Origin of the sequence: Nocardia nova (genome assembly GCF_002933465.1) — a bacterium.
Taxonomy (GTDB): Bacteria; Actinomycetota; Actinomycetes; order Mycobacteriales; family Mycobacteriaceae; genus Nocardia; species Nocardia nova_B.
In genome coordinates, this window is sequence record NZ_PSZE01000051.1 from 1 (window position 1) to 14,890 (window position 14,890).

General features: G+C 65.0%; 15 protein-coding genes. 10 read left to right on the forward strand and 5 right to left on the reverse strand.

Translation table 11 applies throughout. The features are described 5' to 3' along the window. Positions 1-1,120: 1,120 nt before the first annotated feature. From C5E41_RS33570 to C5E41_RS36095, 4 genes are all read left to right on the forward strand, one after another. Positions 1,121-2,365, forward strand: coding sequence for a tyrosine-type recombinase/integrase (locus C5E41_RS33570; RefSeq protein ID WP_146097763.1), 1,245 nt, complete (start codon positions 1,121-1,123; stop codon positions 2,363-2,365). Positions 2,366-2,433: 68 nt separating this feature from the next. Continuing rightward, entirely contained in the window at positions 2,434-3,369 is a 936-nt protein-coding gene (locus tag C5E41_RS31935; protein ID WP_104379408.1) for a hypothetical protein, read from the forward strand. 587 nt (positions 3,370-3,956) lie between these two features. After that, positions 3,957-4,793, forward strand: a complete 837-nt coding sequence (locus C5E41_RS31940) for an alpha/beta fold hydrolase (RefSeq protein WP_181063523.1) — start codon at positions 3,957-3,959, stop codon at positions 4,791-4,793. 314 nt (positions 4,794-5,107) lie between these two features. After that, positions 5,108-5,476 (forward strand): GNAT family N-acetyltransferase, encoded by a 369-nt coding sequence (locus tag C5E41_RS36095; RefSeq protein ID WP_104379411.1) that lies wholly within the window; start codon positions 5,108-5,110, stop codon positions 5,474-5,476. A gap of 33 nt (positions 5,477-5,509) precedes the next feature. Here the strand turns inward: C5E41_RS36095 and C5E41_RS31955 are convergent, their stop codons facing one another. Together C5E41_RS31955 and C5E41_RS31960 are read right to left on the reverse strand one after the other, a co-directional pair. After that, entirely contained in the window at positions 5,510-5,986 is a 477-nt protein-coding gene (locus tag C5E41_RS31955) for an NUDIX hydrolase (RefSeq protein ID WP_104379412.1), read from the reverse strand. A 114-nt stretch (positions 5,987-6,100) separates the two neighbouring features. After that, positions 6,101-7,036: a nucleoside hydrolase gene (locus C5E41_RS31960; RefSeq protein ID WP_146097764.1), complete on the reverse strand. Its 936-nt coding sequence runs from the start codon at positions 7,034-7,036 to the stop codon at positions 6,101-6,103. A gap of 197 nt (positions 7,037-7,233) precedes the next feature. On the opposite strand from C5E41_RS31960, the gene C5E41_RS31965 reads away from it, so the two are divergent. After that, positions 7,234-8,148, forward strand: a complete 915-nt coding sequence (locus C5E41_RS31965; RefSeq protein ID WP_181063524.1) for a dihydrodipicolinate synthase family protein — start codon at positions 7,234-7,236, stop codon at positions 8,146-8,148. Between the two features lie 36 nt (positions 8,149-8,184). Here C5E41_RS31965 and C5E41_RS31970 read toward each other — a convergent pair whose 3' ends face one another. Then, positions 8,185-8,775 (reverse strand): AAA family ATPase, encoded by a 591-nt coding sequence (locus tag C5E41_RS31970; protein WP_181063525.1) that lies wholly within the window; start codon positions 8,773-8,775, stop codon positions 8,185-8,187. A 246-nt stretch (positions 8,776-9,021) separates the two neighbouring features. Between C5E41_RS31970 and C5E41_RS31975 the strand changes: the two genes are divergently transcribed. Next, on the forward strand, positions 9,022-9,561 hold the full coding sequence (locus C5E41_RS31975) for a GNAT family N-acetyltransferase (RefSeq protein WP_181063526.1): 540 nt from the start codon (positions 9,022-9,024) through the stop codon (positions 9,559-9,561). Positions 9,562-9,582: 21 nt separating this feature from the next. Here the strand turns inward: C5E41_RS31975 and C5E41_RS35610 are convergent, their stop codons facing one another. Further along, entirely contained in the window at positions 9,583-10,236 is a 654-nt protein-coding gene (locus C5E41_RS35610; RefSeq protein WP_258081400.1) for a DUF885 domain-containing protein, read from the reverse strand. Then, entirely contained in the window at positions 10,199-11,281 is a 1,083-nt protein-coding gene (locus tag C5E41_RS35615; RefSeq protein ID WP_258081401.1) for a DUF885 domain-containing protein, read from the reverse strand. The genes C5E41_RS35610 and C5E41_RS35615 overlap by 38 nt, the downstream gene beginning before the upstream one ends. A 107-nt stretch (positions 11,282-11,388) precedes the next feature. On the opposite strand from C5E41_RS35615, the gene C5E41_RS31985 reads away from it, so the two are divergent. The 4 genes from C5E41_RS31985 (at position 11,389) to C5E41_RS32000 (ending at position 14,807) form a co-directional block, all read left to right on the forward strand. After that, on the forward strand, positions 11,389-11,682 hold the full coding sequence (locus C5E41_RS31985; protein WP_181063753.1) for a hypothetical protein: 294 nt from the start codon (positions 11,389-11,391) through the stop codon (positions 11,680-11,682). A gap of 73 nt (positions 11,683-11,755) precedes the next feature. Further along, positions 11,756-12,874: a tyrosine-type recombinase/integrase gene (locus C5E41_RS31990; RefSeq protein ID WP_104379418.1), complete on the forward strand. Its 1,119-nt coding sequence runs from the start codon at positions 11,756-11,758 to the stop codon at positions 12,872-12,874. Then, complete coding sequence (locus C5E41_RS31995; RefSeq protein WP_104379419.1) at positions 12,871-13,194, forward strand: helix-turn-helix domain-containing protein; 324 nt, start codon at positions 12,871-12,873, stop codon at positions 13,192-13,194. Before C5E41_RS31990 ends, C5E41_RS31995 begins: the two co-directional genes overlap by 4 nt. Before the next feature lie 890 nt (positions 13,195-14,084). Continuing rightward, entirely contained in the window at positions 14,085-14,807 is a 723-nt protein-coding gene (locus tag C5E41_RS32000; RefSeq protein ID WP_181063527.1) for a hypothetical protein, read from the forward strand. Positions 14,808-14,890 lie beyond the last annotated feature (83 nt).

The window sequence follows — 14,890 nt, forward strand, 5'->3', positions numbered from 1 at the left end:
ACTTTCTTTCCTTCAAGTGACTTGGCGGTCTTTTGAAGGATCACGCGGTGACCACCCTCTACCCGGCTACGACACGCTCAGACATTTGCTGGCGTCCGGTCATACACCATCCTGCTGGACTCAACCCCGGCACGTAAGGCAGATCCGTGTACACCTGGAAGGGCAAGTGAAGAGTTGACAACTGAGCGGCCTCCGTCAAACGATGAGACTCGCAGTGAAACACAGCCAACGGTGCCGCCGTTGACAACGGTGCCGGTTTCCGTTGGCGCGGAACGATTGGGGCAGTCGACGGAATGGTATCTTCGTCAGTTGCGGGCGCGGAAGTTGCCAGGCCATAAAATCGGACGCCAATGGCGACTGACAGAGGACGATATCCGGGAGGCATTGGCGATAACCGCAATGCCAGCGATAGTGCCCCCACGGGATCCCTCCGGGCTGACACCGAGGAGTCGTCGACACTTAAATCGTCGCGCCCGCAACCGGTTTTCCAGCTGAACTAAACGCTGCGTGTAATCTCGGGTAATCGCTGCGGTTGCCCGTGTGTATCTGAATATACCGATGTGCCGCATTCTTTCGACTTTGGCCGCATCGCTATAAGAACATGTCGCTCGAACGAAATTGTCCGAGCCCACTCCCGCGAGCTGGGGCGGCATCATGGTGCGGACGGGAAATGGCAGCGTCGGAGCTCTCAGGATTGTACCGTCGCGAAATGCTCGATTTGGGTGTGGTTCGTCGATATTTCGAGCGATTCCGAACCGAATTCTATTAGCGGGGGATTCCCGGCGTGCGATTGTTCGGAAGATTTCTACCTCTTTGAGCACCGCGAAGCCCGCCGGTGTTGACGCCGTCAGACCTTGAGTGCCCACCAACTGCGGCGAATCGCTGTGAGATGTGCGCTTTGGACGATCTGGACGCTGGCGACTGCCGCTGACCAGGGGTTTTCAGCCTGAAGGGTTAAGGGTTCGATTCCCCTAGGCTCCACCACACAGACTGGCCGCTCAGGGCGCGGAAACGTATTCTGAGCGTGCACGGCGTCAGTATCTGGCGTCAGCAGTCGGTTACCAGCGGTCGGTAACAGGACATCTCACGAGATGTCGCCTGGAACCGACCGGAGGTGACAATGCCCACCCCCCGACCCCGTCCTCGCACGGACGGGACCGTCGCGTGGCAAGTGCCGTTCAACATCTACATCGATGGCCGCAGGCGCCAGACTTCGGAGACATTCGATACTCACGCCGAGGCCGCCCGCTGGGCCGCCCTACTCGAGCGCGTCGGGGCTGAGGAAGCCCTCAAGATCCTCGACGTCCAACGCGGGACCGCAGTCGAGGACCTGACGCTGACCGAATGGCTGCGCCGCTACGCCGACACCCTCACTGGCATCGAACCCGAGACCCGCAAGCGCTACCACCGCTACATCGACCGCGATATCGCCGATTTCATAGGCTATCTGCCTCTCGGCGCGATCACGGCCGAGACCGACAAGTCCTGGGTGGTGCACCTGGAAGAGGAAATCGGCAACAAGCCCAAGACCATCGCCAACAAGCACGGGTTTCTTTCGGCGGCGATGAGCGCGGCCGCCGCGGTACGCCCGACCCCGCTGATCGCCTACAACCCGTGCGCCGACACCCGTCTGCCCCGCAACGACGCCCCCGAGCCCGACTATTTCGACGACGCCGAATGGGAGCTGTTCGAACAGCTCATGCCGCCGCGCTGGCGCGCACACGCCGAGTTCGGCCTGATGTCGATGGCTCGCCCCAGCGAGGTCACCGCGCTGCGCGTCGGTGACGTCAACCGCCGCACCGGCGCGGTGCGCATCACCAAGGCATGGAAGTGGGCCGGAGGCAAGCTCAAACTCGGCAAACCCAAGTCCAGCCGGGGAATCCGGACCGTCAACGTCCCCCTGGAAACCCTCGAACGGCTCGACCTGAATCGCCCGCGCGACGAGCTGCTGTTCCACACCGCCACCGGAAAGCCCATCAGCGTCACCTACTTCTACAAGAAGGCGTGGCTGCCGGCCCTGGGGCGGTTGCAAGCACTCGACGAGCTCAATTTCCGGCCGTTCAACCCGGCCACCGGGTGGAAGGGCGCGGCTCCCGACGACCTGCTCGAGCGGTTCGAGGATGCTGTCACCAGCCTGCTCGGCAAGCGCCTGACCCCCTACACGCTGCGCCACACCGGCATCTCCTGGAAGCTGCAGGACGGTGTGCCACTGTTCGTGGTCTCCCGCGACGCCGGGCACGAATCGGTCAACACCACCGACAAACGCTACGGCCACATCGACCGCCGCGCCAGCGAATCCGCCGCCGACGTCATCCGCCTGCATCTGCCGCGGGTCCGCAACACCGGACTGCGCCCCGTCGCCTGACTCCGCACACAGCAATTCATTTCATCACCCCCACGGTCATGAAATGTAATGAAACGAAATGGAATTCAATGACACCGCCCATTGATCTCCACACCCGCAAACGTACGGTTTCGGCACAGTGCGGCTATCCCGGCTGCACGGCCGAACCCGAAGCGGCGACCCGGCGTCCGGGCCGTCCCTTCGCCTACTGCGCCGACCCAAGCCACAACGCGCAGACCGCATTGCGCGCGAAACGCAAACACGCCCAGCAGCAGACCCGCGAAGCCGTCGCCCCGAGTCTGCGGCCGGTCACCGACGGCGCGGTGACGGTCGCGGGTCTGCTGGCCGAGGCCGCGCGCCTGCGCGACGAGTTGTCCGCGATCGTCAGCGACAGCGCCGACATGCTGGCCGATATCACCGGCGCCGAGGCGATCGATCGCGAAATCGCCGACATCCGCCGCGAGGCCGCGGTCAAGATCGCCGCCGCCGAGCAAGCACAATCCGCCGCCGAGCGGGCACTGGCCGAGATGACGGCTCAGCGTGACCGAGCCGTCGAACTGGAAATCCTGGCGTTGCAAGCAGCCGACGAAGCGGCCGCGGAAGCCGCCCAGGCCCGCCGCGAGGTCGAAGAAGCTCGCACCGACGCCGAGGCGAGAGTCGCTGCGGCGGGGAAGGATCGCGACAATGTCTACACGGAGGCCGAGCAAGCGTTGACCAGGATGCGCCGAGAGTACGACGCCGCGCGCACCGCGCAAGCGCGCGCCGAAGCCGAGGCAGACGTTATCCGGCGGCAGGCCGAGGCCACGGCCGCGGAGAACATCGCTCTGCGGCGGCAACTCGATGAACAGGCCGACACACACCGTCAGCAGATCGAGGCGCACGAGCGCGAGCACTCGCGGGCTATTGCCGCCGCCCACGCCATGGCCGACCGCGCCGCCCGCGAACAACGCCGACAGCTCGACTCGATCCTGCGGGCACACCAGCCGTCAGCGCCCGCCACAGCCGACGGCAGTCCAGCAGAGTAGACGGTGGACGGCGGTTGTGCACAGCCTGTGCGAAACGGAATCCACCCTCTCGGGAGTTATCCCCAGCGGCGCGGGTTGTGCACAGGGCTGTGATGTGTCGTTGGTATGTACTAGCGCGCGAATCATCCTGCTGAACAGCACTTTCCGCGTCAGTGCGACGGGAGACACGGCGCGAGTGCGCAGAATCGACACGTCGGAGGTCTCGCATAGAGTGCGGCGTACCGGACCAGCTGAGAGAGCTTCCTGCGGTGGTTGGGACCGGTTCGAGCAAACCCAATACCTCTCGCGCGCGATGTTTCGGAGGGTTCCGTCGTTGTCAGGCGTGGTCGGTGTAGTAGCGGTCGTCCAAGCCGAGAGTCAGTGGTCAAGTCCGCGGGTCATGCGTTGCTGGCCGGTTGGCGGATGGCCTGGCCGATCCGGTCACGGGCGGCGCGGTAGATGCCTGGGACAGTCGTGTTGTGGAACTGGCGGTGGCTTCGAGCTCGGTGACACTCACACAGGTGAACAGGTCACTTTGTTTCGAAACAGAGCCTGTACCGTGGGGATGGTCTCCCACGGTCGCGGTGCCTCGGTGGTATCTGTTGGGGGTGCGACAAGTCGAAGTGGATGTCGGGTATCAGCTTGCGGCGGGCGTCACGGCGGGGGAGGCGAGGGTGCCGGTGGTCTTCGTCAATGCGTGGGGGACATCGCAGGATCAGTGGGATCGGGTCGTGGCCGGGGTGGGCGCACATACGGTGGTGACGTTCGATCGTCCCGGCGTCGGTCGTAGCCCCGCGTTGCCCGCAGACCTGCGCCGTCGTTCGCGCACATTCGGTGAGTTGGCCGACGAAGTGCGTCGTGTACTTGCCGCGGTCGCCATCACTTCACCGTGTGTGGTGGTCGGGCACTCGATCGGCGCGCTAATCGCCATGGCCTACGCCGCCCGGCACCCCGAGCACACAGCCGGGCTGGTGCTTGTCGACGGAACCACCCTGCACCATCTCGAGACAACGTCGTGGCCAGTGTTCGACGGCGGCGACAACCAGCCGGGCTCGTCGATGATCGACATCGGGGGATCGATCACTGAACTGGGCACCGCGGCCTGGCCGATGGTCCCGGCTGCAGTACTGTCCAGCGCCGTTGGGCGCTGGACTCGCCTCACGCCGGAGGAGGCCGCCACATACGCTCCGCTGACGGTGGCGCAACTGGATCGGCAGTGGCAGGACGGGCAACGCGTCCTGGCCGAGAAGGTGGGAGCTGTTCTGGTGGTCGCCGACTCGGCCGGCCACGACGTCCCCGCCGAACAACCCGAACTGGTTGCCGCCTGCGTCCGCGCGGTGACCACCGCGGCGCAACAGGGCAGCACGGTGGTGTCCATCCCTGCCGTCGAATTGCCTACTGCCGGTGGATCAGTGCCGCCCCCGCCGCCCGCAGTGCCGCATTGAGCCAAATTGCGAGCATTTCGCGTGACACTCGATGGACCTGAACCCGCCGATCCGGTGTGGGGACAGCAGGATTTCGCATCACCGGATAGGGCTGGAGCGGACATGCAGGTGACGTGCGCAACTGTCGATCGGCCCTGGTGGCTCATCCCGGGCAGCGAACTCCTCGCGGCGGCCTGTGGAAGCGGCTACACGTCCGACGACGAACTGCGATGTATGGCTGCTGATCCGGACTCGGCGATATTCCTCGCACACGAATTGGCAGAACTGCTCGGATCTGCATCGTCGGTGTCGCCGATGCTGCGGTGCGAGCCCAGATGAGCCGGTCATTGTCAGTCCTGCGGCACGTCGAGAGCGTCGCCGCCGAGGAAGCAATCGGCTGGTTTCGCACGATCGTGGTCGATCCAGCTGTGCGCGGGCAAGGAATCGGTGACCAGTGTGTGAAAGCCGGACTGGAGTACCTCCGGAAGGCAGGATGCCGAACCACATACGCGGTGTCGTGGGTGTCCGGGACCGGTCAGCAGTCCGAGGGCCTGTTGAAGCGGAACGGATTCACCGCGCTGGGTGTGATCCCGAATTATTGGTCCGAGGTTGTCGACTATCAGGGCTCGTGCGCGGTGTGTGGCACGCCCTGCCGATGCTCGGGCCTCATCATGCGCAGAAAAGAGCACCCGGGCGGCCGATGACGCGTACGAGCGCCGATCCGACCGGTGCGAAAACTATTGTTGTGGACGGTATTCGATCACTTCCACGGCCGGGTCACCCCAGCCGTGGACGCTGAAGGTCTCGCCTGCGAGTATCCGGCGGATCGCTGCGGCAGGGTAAGGCACCGCATCGGCCGGAATGTCGGAGAAGTCGCGCCAGACCAGTTCGGAGCACTTGCGTGGCTCGCGGTTGACGATGTCGCCGTCCCATCGCTCGGCCCTGAAGAAGAATCCCACGCGGGCGATGTCGCTGCCGTTGCGGTGGTGCATCACGTGCGCGCAGCTGAGATCCTCACGCCGCAAACATATTCCGACCTCTTCATTCGCTTCACGGATCGCCGCGTCGATGACATCCTCACCCTCTTCGAGGTGGCCCGACACCAGCCCGAGACGGTCGTCGGCATACCCGGTGTTGGCCCGGCGTGACCACAACAACTCACCCCCTCGGACCAACACCAGATGCACATCAACGACACAGCGATAGCGATCCATGTGTGCCTCCCAACGCTTTTCATCGAAATCTCGTGAAAGCCAGTCCTGCAGAGGAATTACCGACGTGCGCAAGTGAGTAAAGCAGTCGTCGGCCGAGCCTCCAGGGTGCGCGTCTCAGGTGAGGTGTGCCTGTATTTCGGCCATGATGCAGGCCATGACCTTGTCGCCGTGGGCGGCGGTGGCGACTCGCGCGTTCGGTTCGCCTTTGCGGGGGACGCGGAGCTCGCAGATCGTGGCGCCGCGGGCGATTGTGCGGCTGAGTTCGACCTCGACCCGGGCTGGGGCGAGTTCGAACAGATCGGGCCAGAGAAGGTATGCGGCGGCGGAAGGGTCGTGTAGCGCCGCGGGGCGGGGTGTGGTCGGGTCGGCCATGCGGAGGTAGAAGCCGATGTGGTCGGCGACGATAGCAGCGCGTTCAGTGCCGATGGCCCTCACTTGTTGCTCGTGATCGGGAGTGATGAGGACTTGGCGAGTGAGGTTGAGGCCGAACATGCAGACCGCCGCGCCGGAGCGCAGCACCCCGTCGAGGGCTTCGGGGTCGGCGAAGGCATTGAATTCCGCGGCGGCGGTATGGTTGCCGCTGGTCGTCGAGCCACCCATCCACACCACCGAGTCGATGGCGCCGGCCAGTTCGGGGTGGAGCAGCAGCACCACGGCGATGTTGGTCAGCGGTCCGGTCGCCACGATCGTGATCGACCCCGGTGCGGCCGAGCGTAGCGTCGCTGCCAACGCGTGGATCGCATCGACGGGTTCGGCGGCGCGTTGGGCGGTGGGGAAGCAGCGGTCCAGGGTGCCCATGGCGCCGGCGCCGAGAAGCCGTTCGATGGTTTGCGGCTCCTGCGCCAGCGGTTTGGCGGCCCCGCGGTAGACCGGTGTGTCCAGCCCGCAGAACTCGGCTACGGCCAAAGTGTTGGCGGTGGTGTTGTCCAGACTGGTATTGCCCACCACGGTCGAGACCCCGACAAGCTCGATTTCGGGTGCGCGCGCCAGAACCATCAATGCGAGCGCGTCGTCGAATCCGCTGTCACAGTCCATCCACACAGAACGCACGCATCATCCCCCTTCGCTCATGCACCACAGCAGGTAGCAGACGCGATCACCCACAATCTCGCGTTTCGCGACGGCCACACGCTGAGCCACCCTATCGGGATCGGGGCCCGGGCGGCACCCAATTCCGTTGAGCCGAACGTGATGTCGAGAGGGGGTGGACCTCGGCCGGGGTGGGCGATTGTGATTAGAGTGTGTTGGTGGCAGGGGCCGGTGGTGTCGATCGGATTGGTGAGTGGCCCATCGTGGCGGCGTTGACGCCGTTTCGTGTCGATGGCGCTGTCGATTACGGCGCGTTGGGCGATTACCTGGACTTGCTCACGGCCGCGGGGGTCCCGAGCGTGCTGGTGGGCGGCACGACCGGCGAGTTCGCGTCGTTGACGGTGCACGAACGCAAGCAGGTCCTGCAGTTCTGCCGTGGCCGCTGGTCGCGGCAGTTGATCGCGCAGGTCGGTGCGTCGGCGGTGGGTGATGTGACCGAGCTGGTCGTGCACGCGAACGATGTGGCCGATGCCCTCGCTGTTATCGCGCCCTATTTCTTCGCCGGCCCACCCGAGGCGGGAGTGGAAGCGTTCTACGCGCGAGTGTTGCGCTTCGCGCGAAAGCCTCTGCTGCTCTACAACTTTCCCCGCCACACCCAGGTGGCGCTCGCGCCCGTTCTGGTGGAGCGGCTGGCCGTCCGGTTCCCGCTGGTGCGCGGGATCAAGGACTCCGGTAAGGACTTCGCGGTCAGCCGCGAGTACAAGACGCGATGCCCGCAGTTGACAGTGCTGCTCGGTGACGACCGGGCCTGTGCGCGACTGGGCGAGCTGGGTGTCGACGGGGTGGTCACCGGTGCCGGTGGACCGGTGGCGGAGCTGCCGGTGGCGATCGCGGCCGCCACAAGAGCCGGCGACAGTGCCTGCGCGCGGCGGTCCCAGGCGGTGTTCGACCGCTACACCGATCGAAGGAAGGCAACACCGGTATCGGACATCGCGTTTGCGAAATCCGCTCTCGCGGCCCGGCTCCCCGGATTCCCCACCCACGTGCGTCCACCACTGACCGCCGCCCCACCGGAGTTGACCGCAGACATCACTGCCTTCCTGCGCAACGAGATCTTCACCGAATTTGGGTAGGCACCCACGAAACCCGGCGGCCGGTGGTGCCGGATTTCAGTTGGGGATGACGAAGTCGACGAGCTTGTGGGCGAGGGTGCGGATCCCGCTGTCGAGCACGGTGGTCTGGTAGGTGTCCCAGTCACGCAGCTTCGGGGTGTCGCGTTCGGCGCCGCGCTCGCGCATGCGGGTGCGGATCTCGGAGGCGTCCGAATCCAGCCACACCGTCGTCACCGGCACCACTTCGTCGACTCCGGCGATGTCGTACAGGTGCTCGCTCAGGCGCTTTTCGGCGTCGGCTGCGTCCTGAATCGCACCGAGGAACGGCCCATCGAGCACCACGGGATGCTTGGCAGCGACTGTGAGTCCGGTGCGGATGAGGGAGAGGTAGAGGTGCGGCGCGACCAGCGTCTTATAGGTGTCGCTGTCGCGATCGTGGGGCTCGGTCAGCCGCGACATCACCGACACCTCGAGCTCAGGAGCGTGGGTGTCTTTGTCCAGGACCACCGCGTCGGACAGTCCAGCGACGAACCGCGCTGCGGTGGATTTGCCCGAGGCCGGGAAACCGCACACCACGAGCGCGCCGTCGAGGTGACGGGCAACTCGGCGCAGCAAGGACTCAGCAGCCGGGCTCAGTGATGTAGTCACCCTCGAAGTCTGCCAGACCGCCGCGCGGTCCGACGGCCGCGAACCAACTGTCGGCCAAGACCTTTCGCGTCGCGACCCGAACAAGTCACCTGCACGTCTATGGTCCCTCGGGCAGCCCGAGCAGATTCTGTGTCCGCGATCGAGCTGATTCTCGTGGTGATTTCCCCGGCGTGGCCAGCGAGGCGGCACCTGGGGCGCCAGCTGAGGGCGGCCGTGTGTGTCGGTGGGGTGGGCGAGAATCTGTGCATGGTCGACGATCTTGTAGTGGCGGGATTCGTCCCGCAGGACCAGCAGACGATCGATAGCTGGTTCGAGCACCCGGCTGTGGGCAGGTGGTTCGACTGGTACCGCGGCGGCGCCCGGGAGGTCGGGTCAGGCAGTGGGGACGGCACTCGTGTCGTGCGCACCCACCGGTGGATCGTGCGGGAGGCGGCCACCGCCCGGCCGGTGGCGTTCGTCGCGGCCGAGGTGTGCGGCGCGGAAGTTCCCGGCACACGCGAAGCGATGGAGCCCTATTTCGCGGGCCTGGTGTGCGTTGTGGATCCCGACTGTCACCGTCGAGGTTTCGGCCCGGCGAGCGTGACCGCCGCCCTGGCATCGCCCGAGCTGCGCGATGTTTCGGAGTTTCGCTGCGCTGTCGACGAGGCCAACGCCGCGAGCCGGAAAGCCGTCGAGCGACTGGGCTTCACCGATTATGAAACCACCACGCAGGCAAGCACGGTGGTGCACCACTACCGCATGGCCGGACCGGCCGCGAAACAGGCCGACGCACGCGCAACGCGCTGACAAACAATCGGGCCGCAGCCTTCACCATGGGGGAGGCGGGACGGATGCGGGGCCGGCGGCGGCCTGTTCGCGCAGGACGGTGAGGTTGAGGGCGCCGTGGGCGAGGATCTGGTCGTGGAAGGCCGCGATGTCGAACCGCTCGCCCAGGAGGTGGGTGGCCAGCCGACGCTGGTATTGGATTTCGAGTTGCCCGATCTTGTAGGCGAGGGCTTGGGCGGGCATGGCGATGTATCGGTCGACCTCGACACTGATTTCTTCGGGCGCGGCCGGGGTGTGAGCGGTCATGTAGTCGATGGCCTGTTGGCGTGTCCAGCCTTGAGCGTGAAGGCCGGTGTCGACCACGAGGCGGGCCGAGCGAAGCGAGTCGCCGGCGAGCATTCCGAGACGGTCCACATCGTCTGTGTAGAGGCCCATTTCGTCGGCGAGGCGTTCTGCGTAGAGGGCCCACCCTTCCACGAACGCGGTGTTGGTGTAGGACTGGCGTTGGAAGCGCGGCAGGTGGGCGAGCTCGGCGGCGATCGCCAACTGCAGGTGGTGGCCGGGGATGGCTTCGTGGAAGGCGACCGCGGCGGTTTCGTACCGCAGCCGGGAACCGGGCTGATACTCGTTGACCCAGTAAGTGCCCGGCCGTGCCCCGTCAGCAGCGGGGTGGGTAGTAGTACGCAGCGGGAGCATCCGGGCTCAGGAAATCCGGGACAGGCACGATCTGGCAGGGCTGGGCCGGCAGTCGCCGGAACCATCGAGGTGCGGCCGCCGCAGCACGGTGCAGGCAATCACGGGCGTCGGTCATGATCTCGTCGGCGTGGCGGTACCGCAACGCGGGATCGGCGCGGAGCCGAGCGAAGATGTCGTCCAGGTTGCTCGTGCCGAACAAGCGTTGCCCGATGTCGGCGTATTCGCCTGTGAGACGGTCGATCTCCTCGAGACCGAGTTCGTGGATCTGTTGGGCGTCTGATTGGGCCAGTGTCGTGTGGTAGCGGATCAGCCGGTGATACATGTCCTCGCCGTCCTCGCCGAGCCAGCACAGACCGGCACGGTCGTCGCCGCGGGCGGCGGGCAGCAGCTCCGCGGCGATCATGTCGCGATACCGCGCGAATGCCGTGCGCACCACCTCGCGCACAATCTGCCCCAGTTCGTGACGCCAGGCGGCGGTAGCGGGCCAGTCGGATGGGCCGGTGATCGTGGCGAACGGATCATCGGCGAGCGGGGAAGCAAGGTAGGTGTCGAGCTGTGCGAGGGACCGTTCGACGCTGACGCGCGCCTGAGAGCGGCCGGCGGCGAGGCCGTCGCGGAACCGGTCAGCGGCCTGGGCCAGCATAGAGTCGAACTGCCGATAGCGGGCCAGCAAGGCGGTCGCATAGGCAGGCTCGGCGGCCACGGTTTGCGGGGCGTAGGTCAATGCCAGCGCATGCACGCCGGCCATGTGGTCGTATGCCAATTCCCGTGGCCGACAATCTACATAGTCAATCGTGCGGGCGAGTTCGGCGCGTAGCTGCGCGTGCGTGATGCGATCGCGGGCTTCGAGGTGACCGATTTCGAGCGCATCCGCTTCGCGAAGCAGCGCTTTCGACATGGTGAGGTAGTCGCGCTCCGCGGCGAAACTCAGATCGTCGATGCGGTCGTCGAATCGGTGATCGCCGAGCTGTGTCGCTTCGCTGGGCGCTGCGGCCAGCACGCGATCCCAATACCGCTCCGCCAACTGCCACACCGCGACATCCATGCCGCCAATCATCACCTATTTCGATGAACGTTGCGCGGAATCAGTTGGGGGAGTGGAAATCCGGGTGGCCCGCGATAAGGACTGCGTTCAGAATTGCCGGTATGACTGTGATTGTCGAACGCGCCATCGGCGTGCCGGAGTACCGGCGCCTGCGCGCCGAGGTGGGGTGGAACAGTCCTGACGACCGCGTGTGCGCGGCCGCGTTGGCGGCGTCATTGTTCACGGTCGTGGCCCACGACGAGGAGGGTCGATCGGTGGGTATGGCTCGCGCGGTCGGTGACGGCCTCTATGTGCTGATCGTCGATGTGGTCGTAAACAGGCGGAATTGCGTCTGTTGCAACAATTTTCAGCTTGTTCATCGCCCTGTTCGTCCCGGTCAAGCCTTCTCGTCGTTGACGTGACGCCGGGGAGGACCTGCAGGATCCACCCGCCGGTGGGATGGTGCATCAATGTTGCATCTGATACAACGTGGTGATGGAAGTGATTCCCCCTGGGTCTGCGCGATTGGTTTTGGCCGACAACGTCGTTCATCTGGATCCCGAGCCTGCGGTACTCGAGGCCATGCTCGATGGCTGGCGTCGGCAACAGTCGGCGGCATTTCTGCGCGACAAGTCGACGATCGCGCCGCGTGCGCGCCTCATTCGTCGGATGGTCACCTTCACCGGTCTGTATCCATGGCAGTGGACGCCGGAGGAAGGTGAGGCATTCATCGACTACTTGCGTGGTTCGAATGGGTCCATCGCGGTGTCGACCGCACGGGGGTACGAGGTCACGATCAACCTTTTCCTGAGTTTCCTGCGTGACTCGCGATATGGGTGGGCACGGCTATGTGAAGAGCGTTTCGCGTCGGCACCCCAGTTGGTCTTCCATGAGGGAAACTCCGTGCGGCACAAAGCTGAGTATGAGGGGGACCCGCGACGGCGGCCGTTGACCTACGACGAGATTCAGGCACTGTTCGATGCCGCTGAAGCTCGACCGTCCCAGATCGCGGGCCGCGGCGTGAAAGGCGGCTTGAGCGCGGCCCGCGATGCTGCGGTATTGAAGACAATCTATGCGTACGGGCTGCGTCGCACCGAGACATCAATGCTGGACCTGGCCGACCTGCGATCTAATCCGAAGCTGCCGCAGTTCAACCGGTTCGGCAGTCTGACGGTGCGCTACGGCAAGTCATCGAAGGGGACGCCACCGAAACGACGGTCGGTGCTCTTGGTGCACGAAATGGATTGGATCACGGATGTTCTCGAAGAATGGCTGACCGAGCTACGGCCCCGATTCTCGCCGGGTAAACATCCCGCGCTCTGGATCACCGAACGGGTAGGACGGCTGTCTCCGCGCTCGATCAACGAGGCGTTCGTTTCCGTGAGAGAGGCCGCAGGGCTGGACGAGGCTCTCGACGTGCATTGCCTGCGTCACAGTGCAGTCACCCACTGGACCGAATTCGGTTATCCCGCAAGGTTTGTGCAGGAGCAAGTCGGTCATTCGCACGCGGCGACCACGGCGATCTATACCGGGGTCAGTAATGAGTTCCGAAATACCTTGCTGGCCGCTGCGTTGAAGAGCCGACTCGGTGCCGATTGGGAGGGTGACGCATGATCAAGAAGATGGGCTACCACTGGCGGCTGCGGGATCTGATGGCGGATCAGCAGATGTTCCAGACTTCGGATCTTGTGCCGCGGTTGCTCGAACGCGGCATCACCTTGTCCCGGGAACAGGTTTATCGGCTGGTGACCCAGCCTCCGCAGCGGCTGAGTATGGATGTGCTGGTGGCGTTGTGCGACATCCTCGGGTGTACCCCCAATGACCTGATCGAGCCGAAGGTCGTCAACGATCTGGTCCGCAAGACTGCGGACCAGATCGCGTCGCCGCCGATCACCCCGCAGCGTACGGTCATCCGCCGGCCCGGGCAGAAATGACGCACCGCCGCGGACGGCCGCGCCGCGGGCCACACGAACTTCCGGCAGCCCGAACCAGACTGATCGAGTTCATCCGGCGGGCTACTGACGAACTGGTCGGCGAAGACCAGGCCGAGCAGCTCCTGCGCCGCGCCAAGGCATGGGGAACGACCGGAGCCTACGGGCTGGACGCCCACCTAACCGAGCATCCTGACGCCTTCGTCGCGCCACAACAGCGTTGTCCGGCACCGTTGCCAAAATTGCTGCGGTTGCTGGCGGCGGAGGGGTTCGGCGACAAGGTAGTTCTGCTCGGCTGCGCCCGCTGCCGTCGCACTGACGACGATCTGTTGAGGTCGGGTCCGGAAGGGCGATGTTGTGCACGGTGCATGGTGCGCGACCAGCAGATCGAGTGCGCGCGTTGTCACCGTACGGTTTCCGACGTTGCCGCCCGTCGTGCCGATGGGCCGATCTGCCGCAGGTGCCATTACAAGGATCCGGAGCGTTCGATCGAATGCTCTGGATGCGGCCGCCGCCGCCCTCCTCGACTGAAACTTCCCGACGGGGGAGCCTTGTGCGGCGCATGTCGACCCAAGCCACGCACGCTGTGTGTTCGCTGCGGTCGGCTCCGTGTCGCGGATGCCAGGACCGCGCAGGGGCCGATCTGCGGTTCCTGCCACAAGAGTCCGGCACGCCGATGTGGGATCTGCGGGGACGTTAAGCCGATCACAGTGCGCGCCACCGGTGATAACCCGGATGTGTGTCACAGCTGCTACCGCAACGACACCGAATGCGCGATCTGCGGTGAGACCGCACCGAAGTGTGCGAACTGGCCTGTCGGAGCGGTCTGTTTCCGGTGCCATCGCCACAGGACCCACCATCCTGCGCCGTGCAGCAGCTGCGGCCATGTCCGTGTGCTGGTCGGTGCCAACGCTGCCGGCCCCATCTGCGCGAGCTGTGCCGGCTCAGGCCCGAGCTATACCTGCCGACAGTGCGGTCATGAAGGCGACATCTATGCGAAAGGACGATGTAGCCGATGTGTCGCGGTGGACCATGTCCGCGAGCTGATCACCGATGCCGATGGACATATCGTCCCGGAACTACTTCCGTTCGCCGATGCACTGGCGACGACCAATTCCGCATCGCTGATGAAGTGGGTCAAACACAGCCGATCATCACAACGACTCGCCGAACTCGTTGCCAGCGGGCCGGACATCAGTCACACCGCGCTGGATCGGCTGCCGCAAGGACATGCCACCAGATATCTACGTGAATTGCTCGTTTCGACCGGGGTGCTCGACCCGCGCAACGAATCGTTCGCGCAGCTGGTGTTGTGGGAGGACAGAACAATTTCCGCTCTCCCGGACCACCAGCAGCGAATCGTCCGTCCCTTCGCCAGGTGGGCAGTCATCCGCGATGCGCGCCGACGTGTCGAACGGGGCCGATACACCGACGCCGCGTCACGCGCCGACCGTTCGCAGATTCGTGCTGCTATCGGATTTCTTGCCTGGCTCGACACTGTCGGCGCGCCGGTCGAGACGCTCGACCAGCAGCACCTGGACACCTATCTGTCGGCGAATCCAGCCAAACTGGGGTCAAGTCCAATTGTGTGGTGTATCGGGGTGATTGCCGCGTGATCCTGTTTGGTCAGGCGGTCAGTGCTGGAGTGGTGGTTTCCTCCTGTTCGGTGGGTTCGGTAAGGCCGCGGGAGCGGGCCAGC

Excerpts from the sequence above, each read along its gene's own strand:
- C5E41_RS35610 (WP_258081400.1), bottom strand. The coding sequence starts at position 10,236 with ATGCTCCCGCTGCGTACTACTACCCACCCCGCTGCTGACGGGGCACGG.
- C5E41_RS31935 (WP_104379408.1), top strand. The coding sequence starts at position 2,434 with ATGACACCGCCCATTGATCTCCACACCCGCAAACGTACGGTTTCGGCA.
- C5E41_RS31995 (WP_104379419.1), top strand. The coding sequence starts at position 12,871 with ATGATCAAGAAGATGGGCTACCACTGGCGGCTGCGGGATCTGATGGCG.
- C5E41_RS36095 (WP_104379411.1), top strand. The coding sequence starts at position 5,108 with ATGAGCCGGTCATTGTCAGTCCTGCGGCACGTCGAGAGCGTCGCCGCC.
- C5E41_RS35615 (WP_258081401.1), bottom strand. The coding sequence starts at position 11,281 with ATGGATGTCGCGGTGTGGCAGTTGGCGGAGCGGTATTGGGATCGCGTG.
- C5E41_RS31955 (WP_104379412.1), bottom strand. The coding sequence starts at position 5,986 with ATGGATCGCTATCGCTGTGTCGTTGATGTGCATCTGGTGTTGGTCCGA.
- C5E41_RS33570 (WP_146097763.1), top strand. The coding sequence starts at position 1,121 with ATGCCCACCCCCCGACCCCGTCCTCGCACGGACGGGACCGTCGCGTGG.
- C5E41_RS31975 (WP_181063526.1), top strand. The coding sequence starts at position 9,022 with ATGGTCGACGATCTTGTAGTGGCGGGATTCGTCCCGCAGGACCAGCAG.
- C5E41_RS31990 (WP_104379418.1), top strand. The coding sequence starts at position 11,756 with ATGGAAGTGATTCCCCCTGGGTCTGCGCGATTGGTTTTGGCCGACAAC.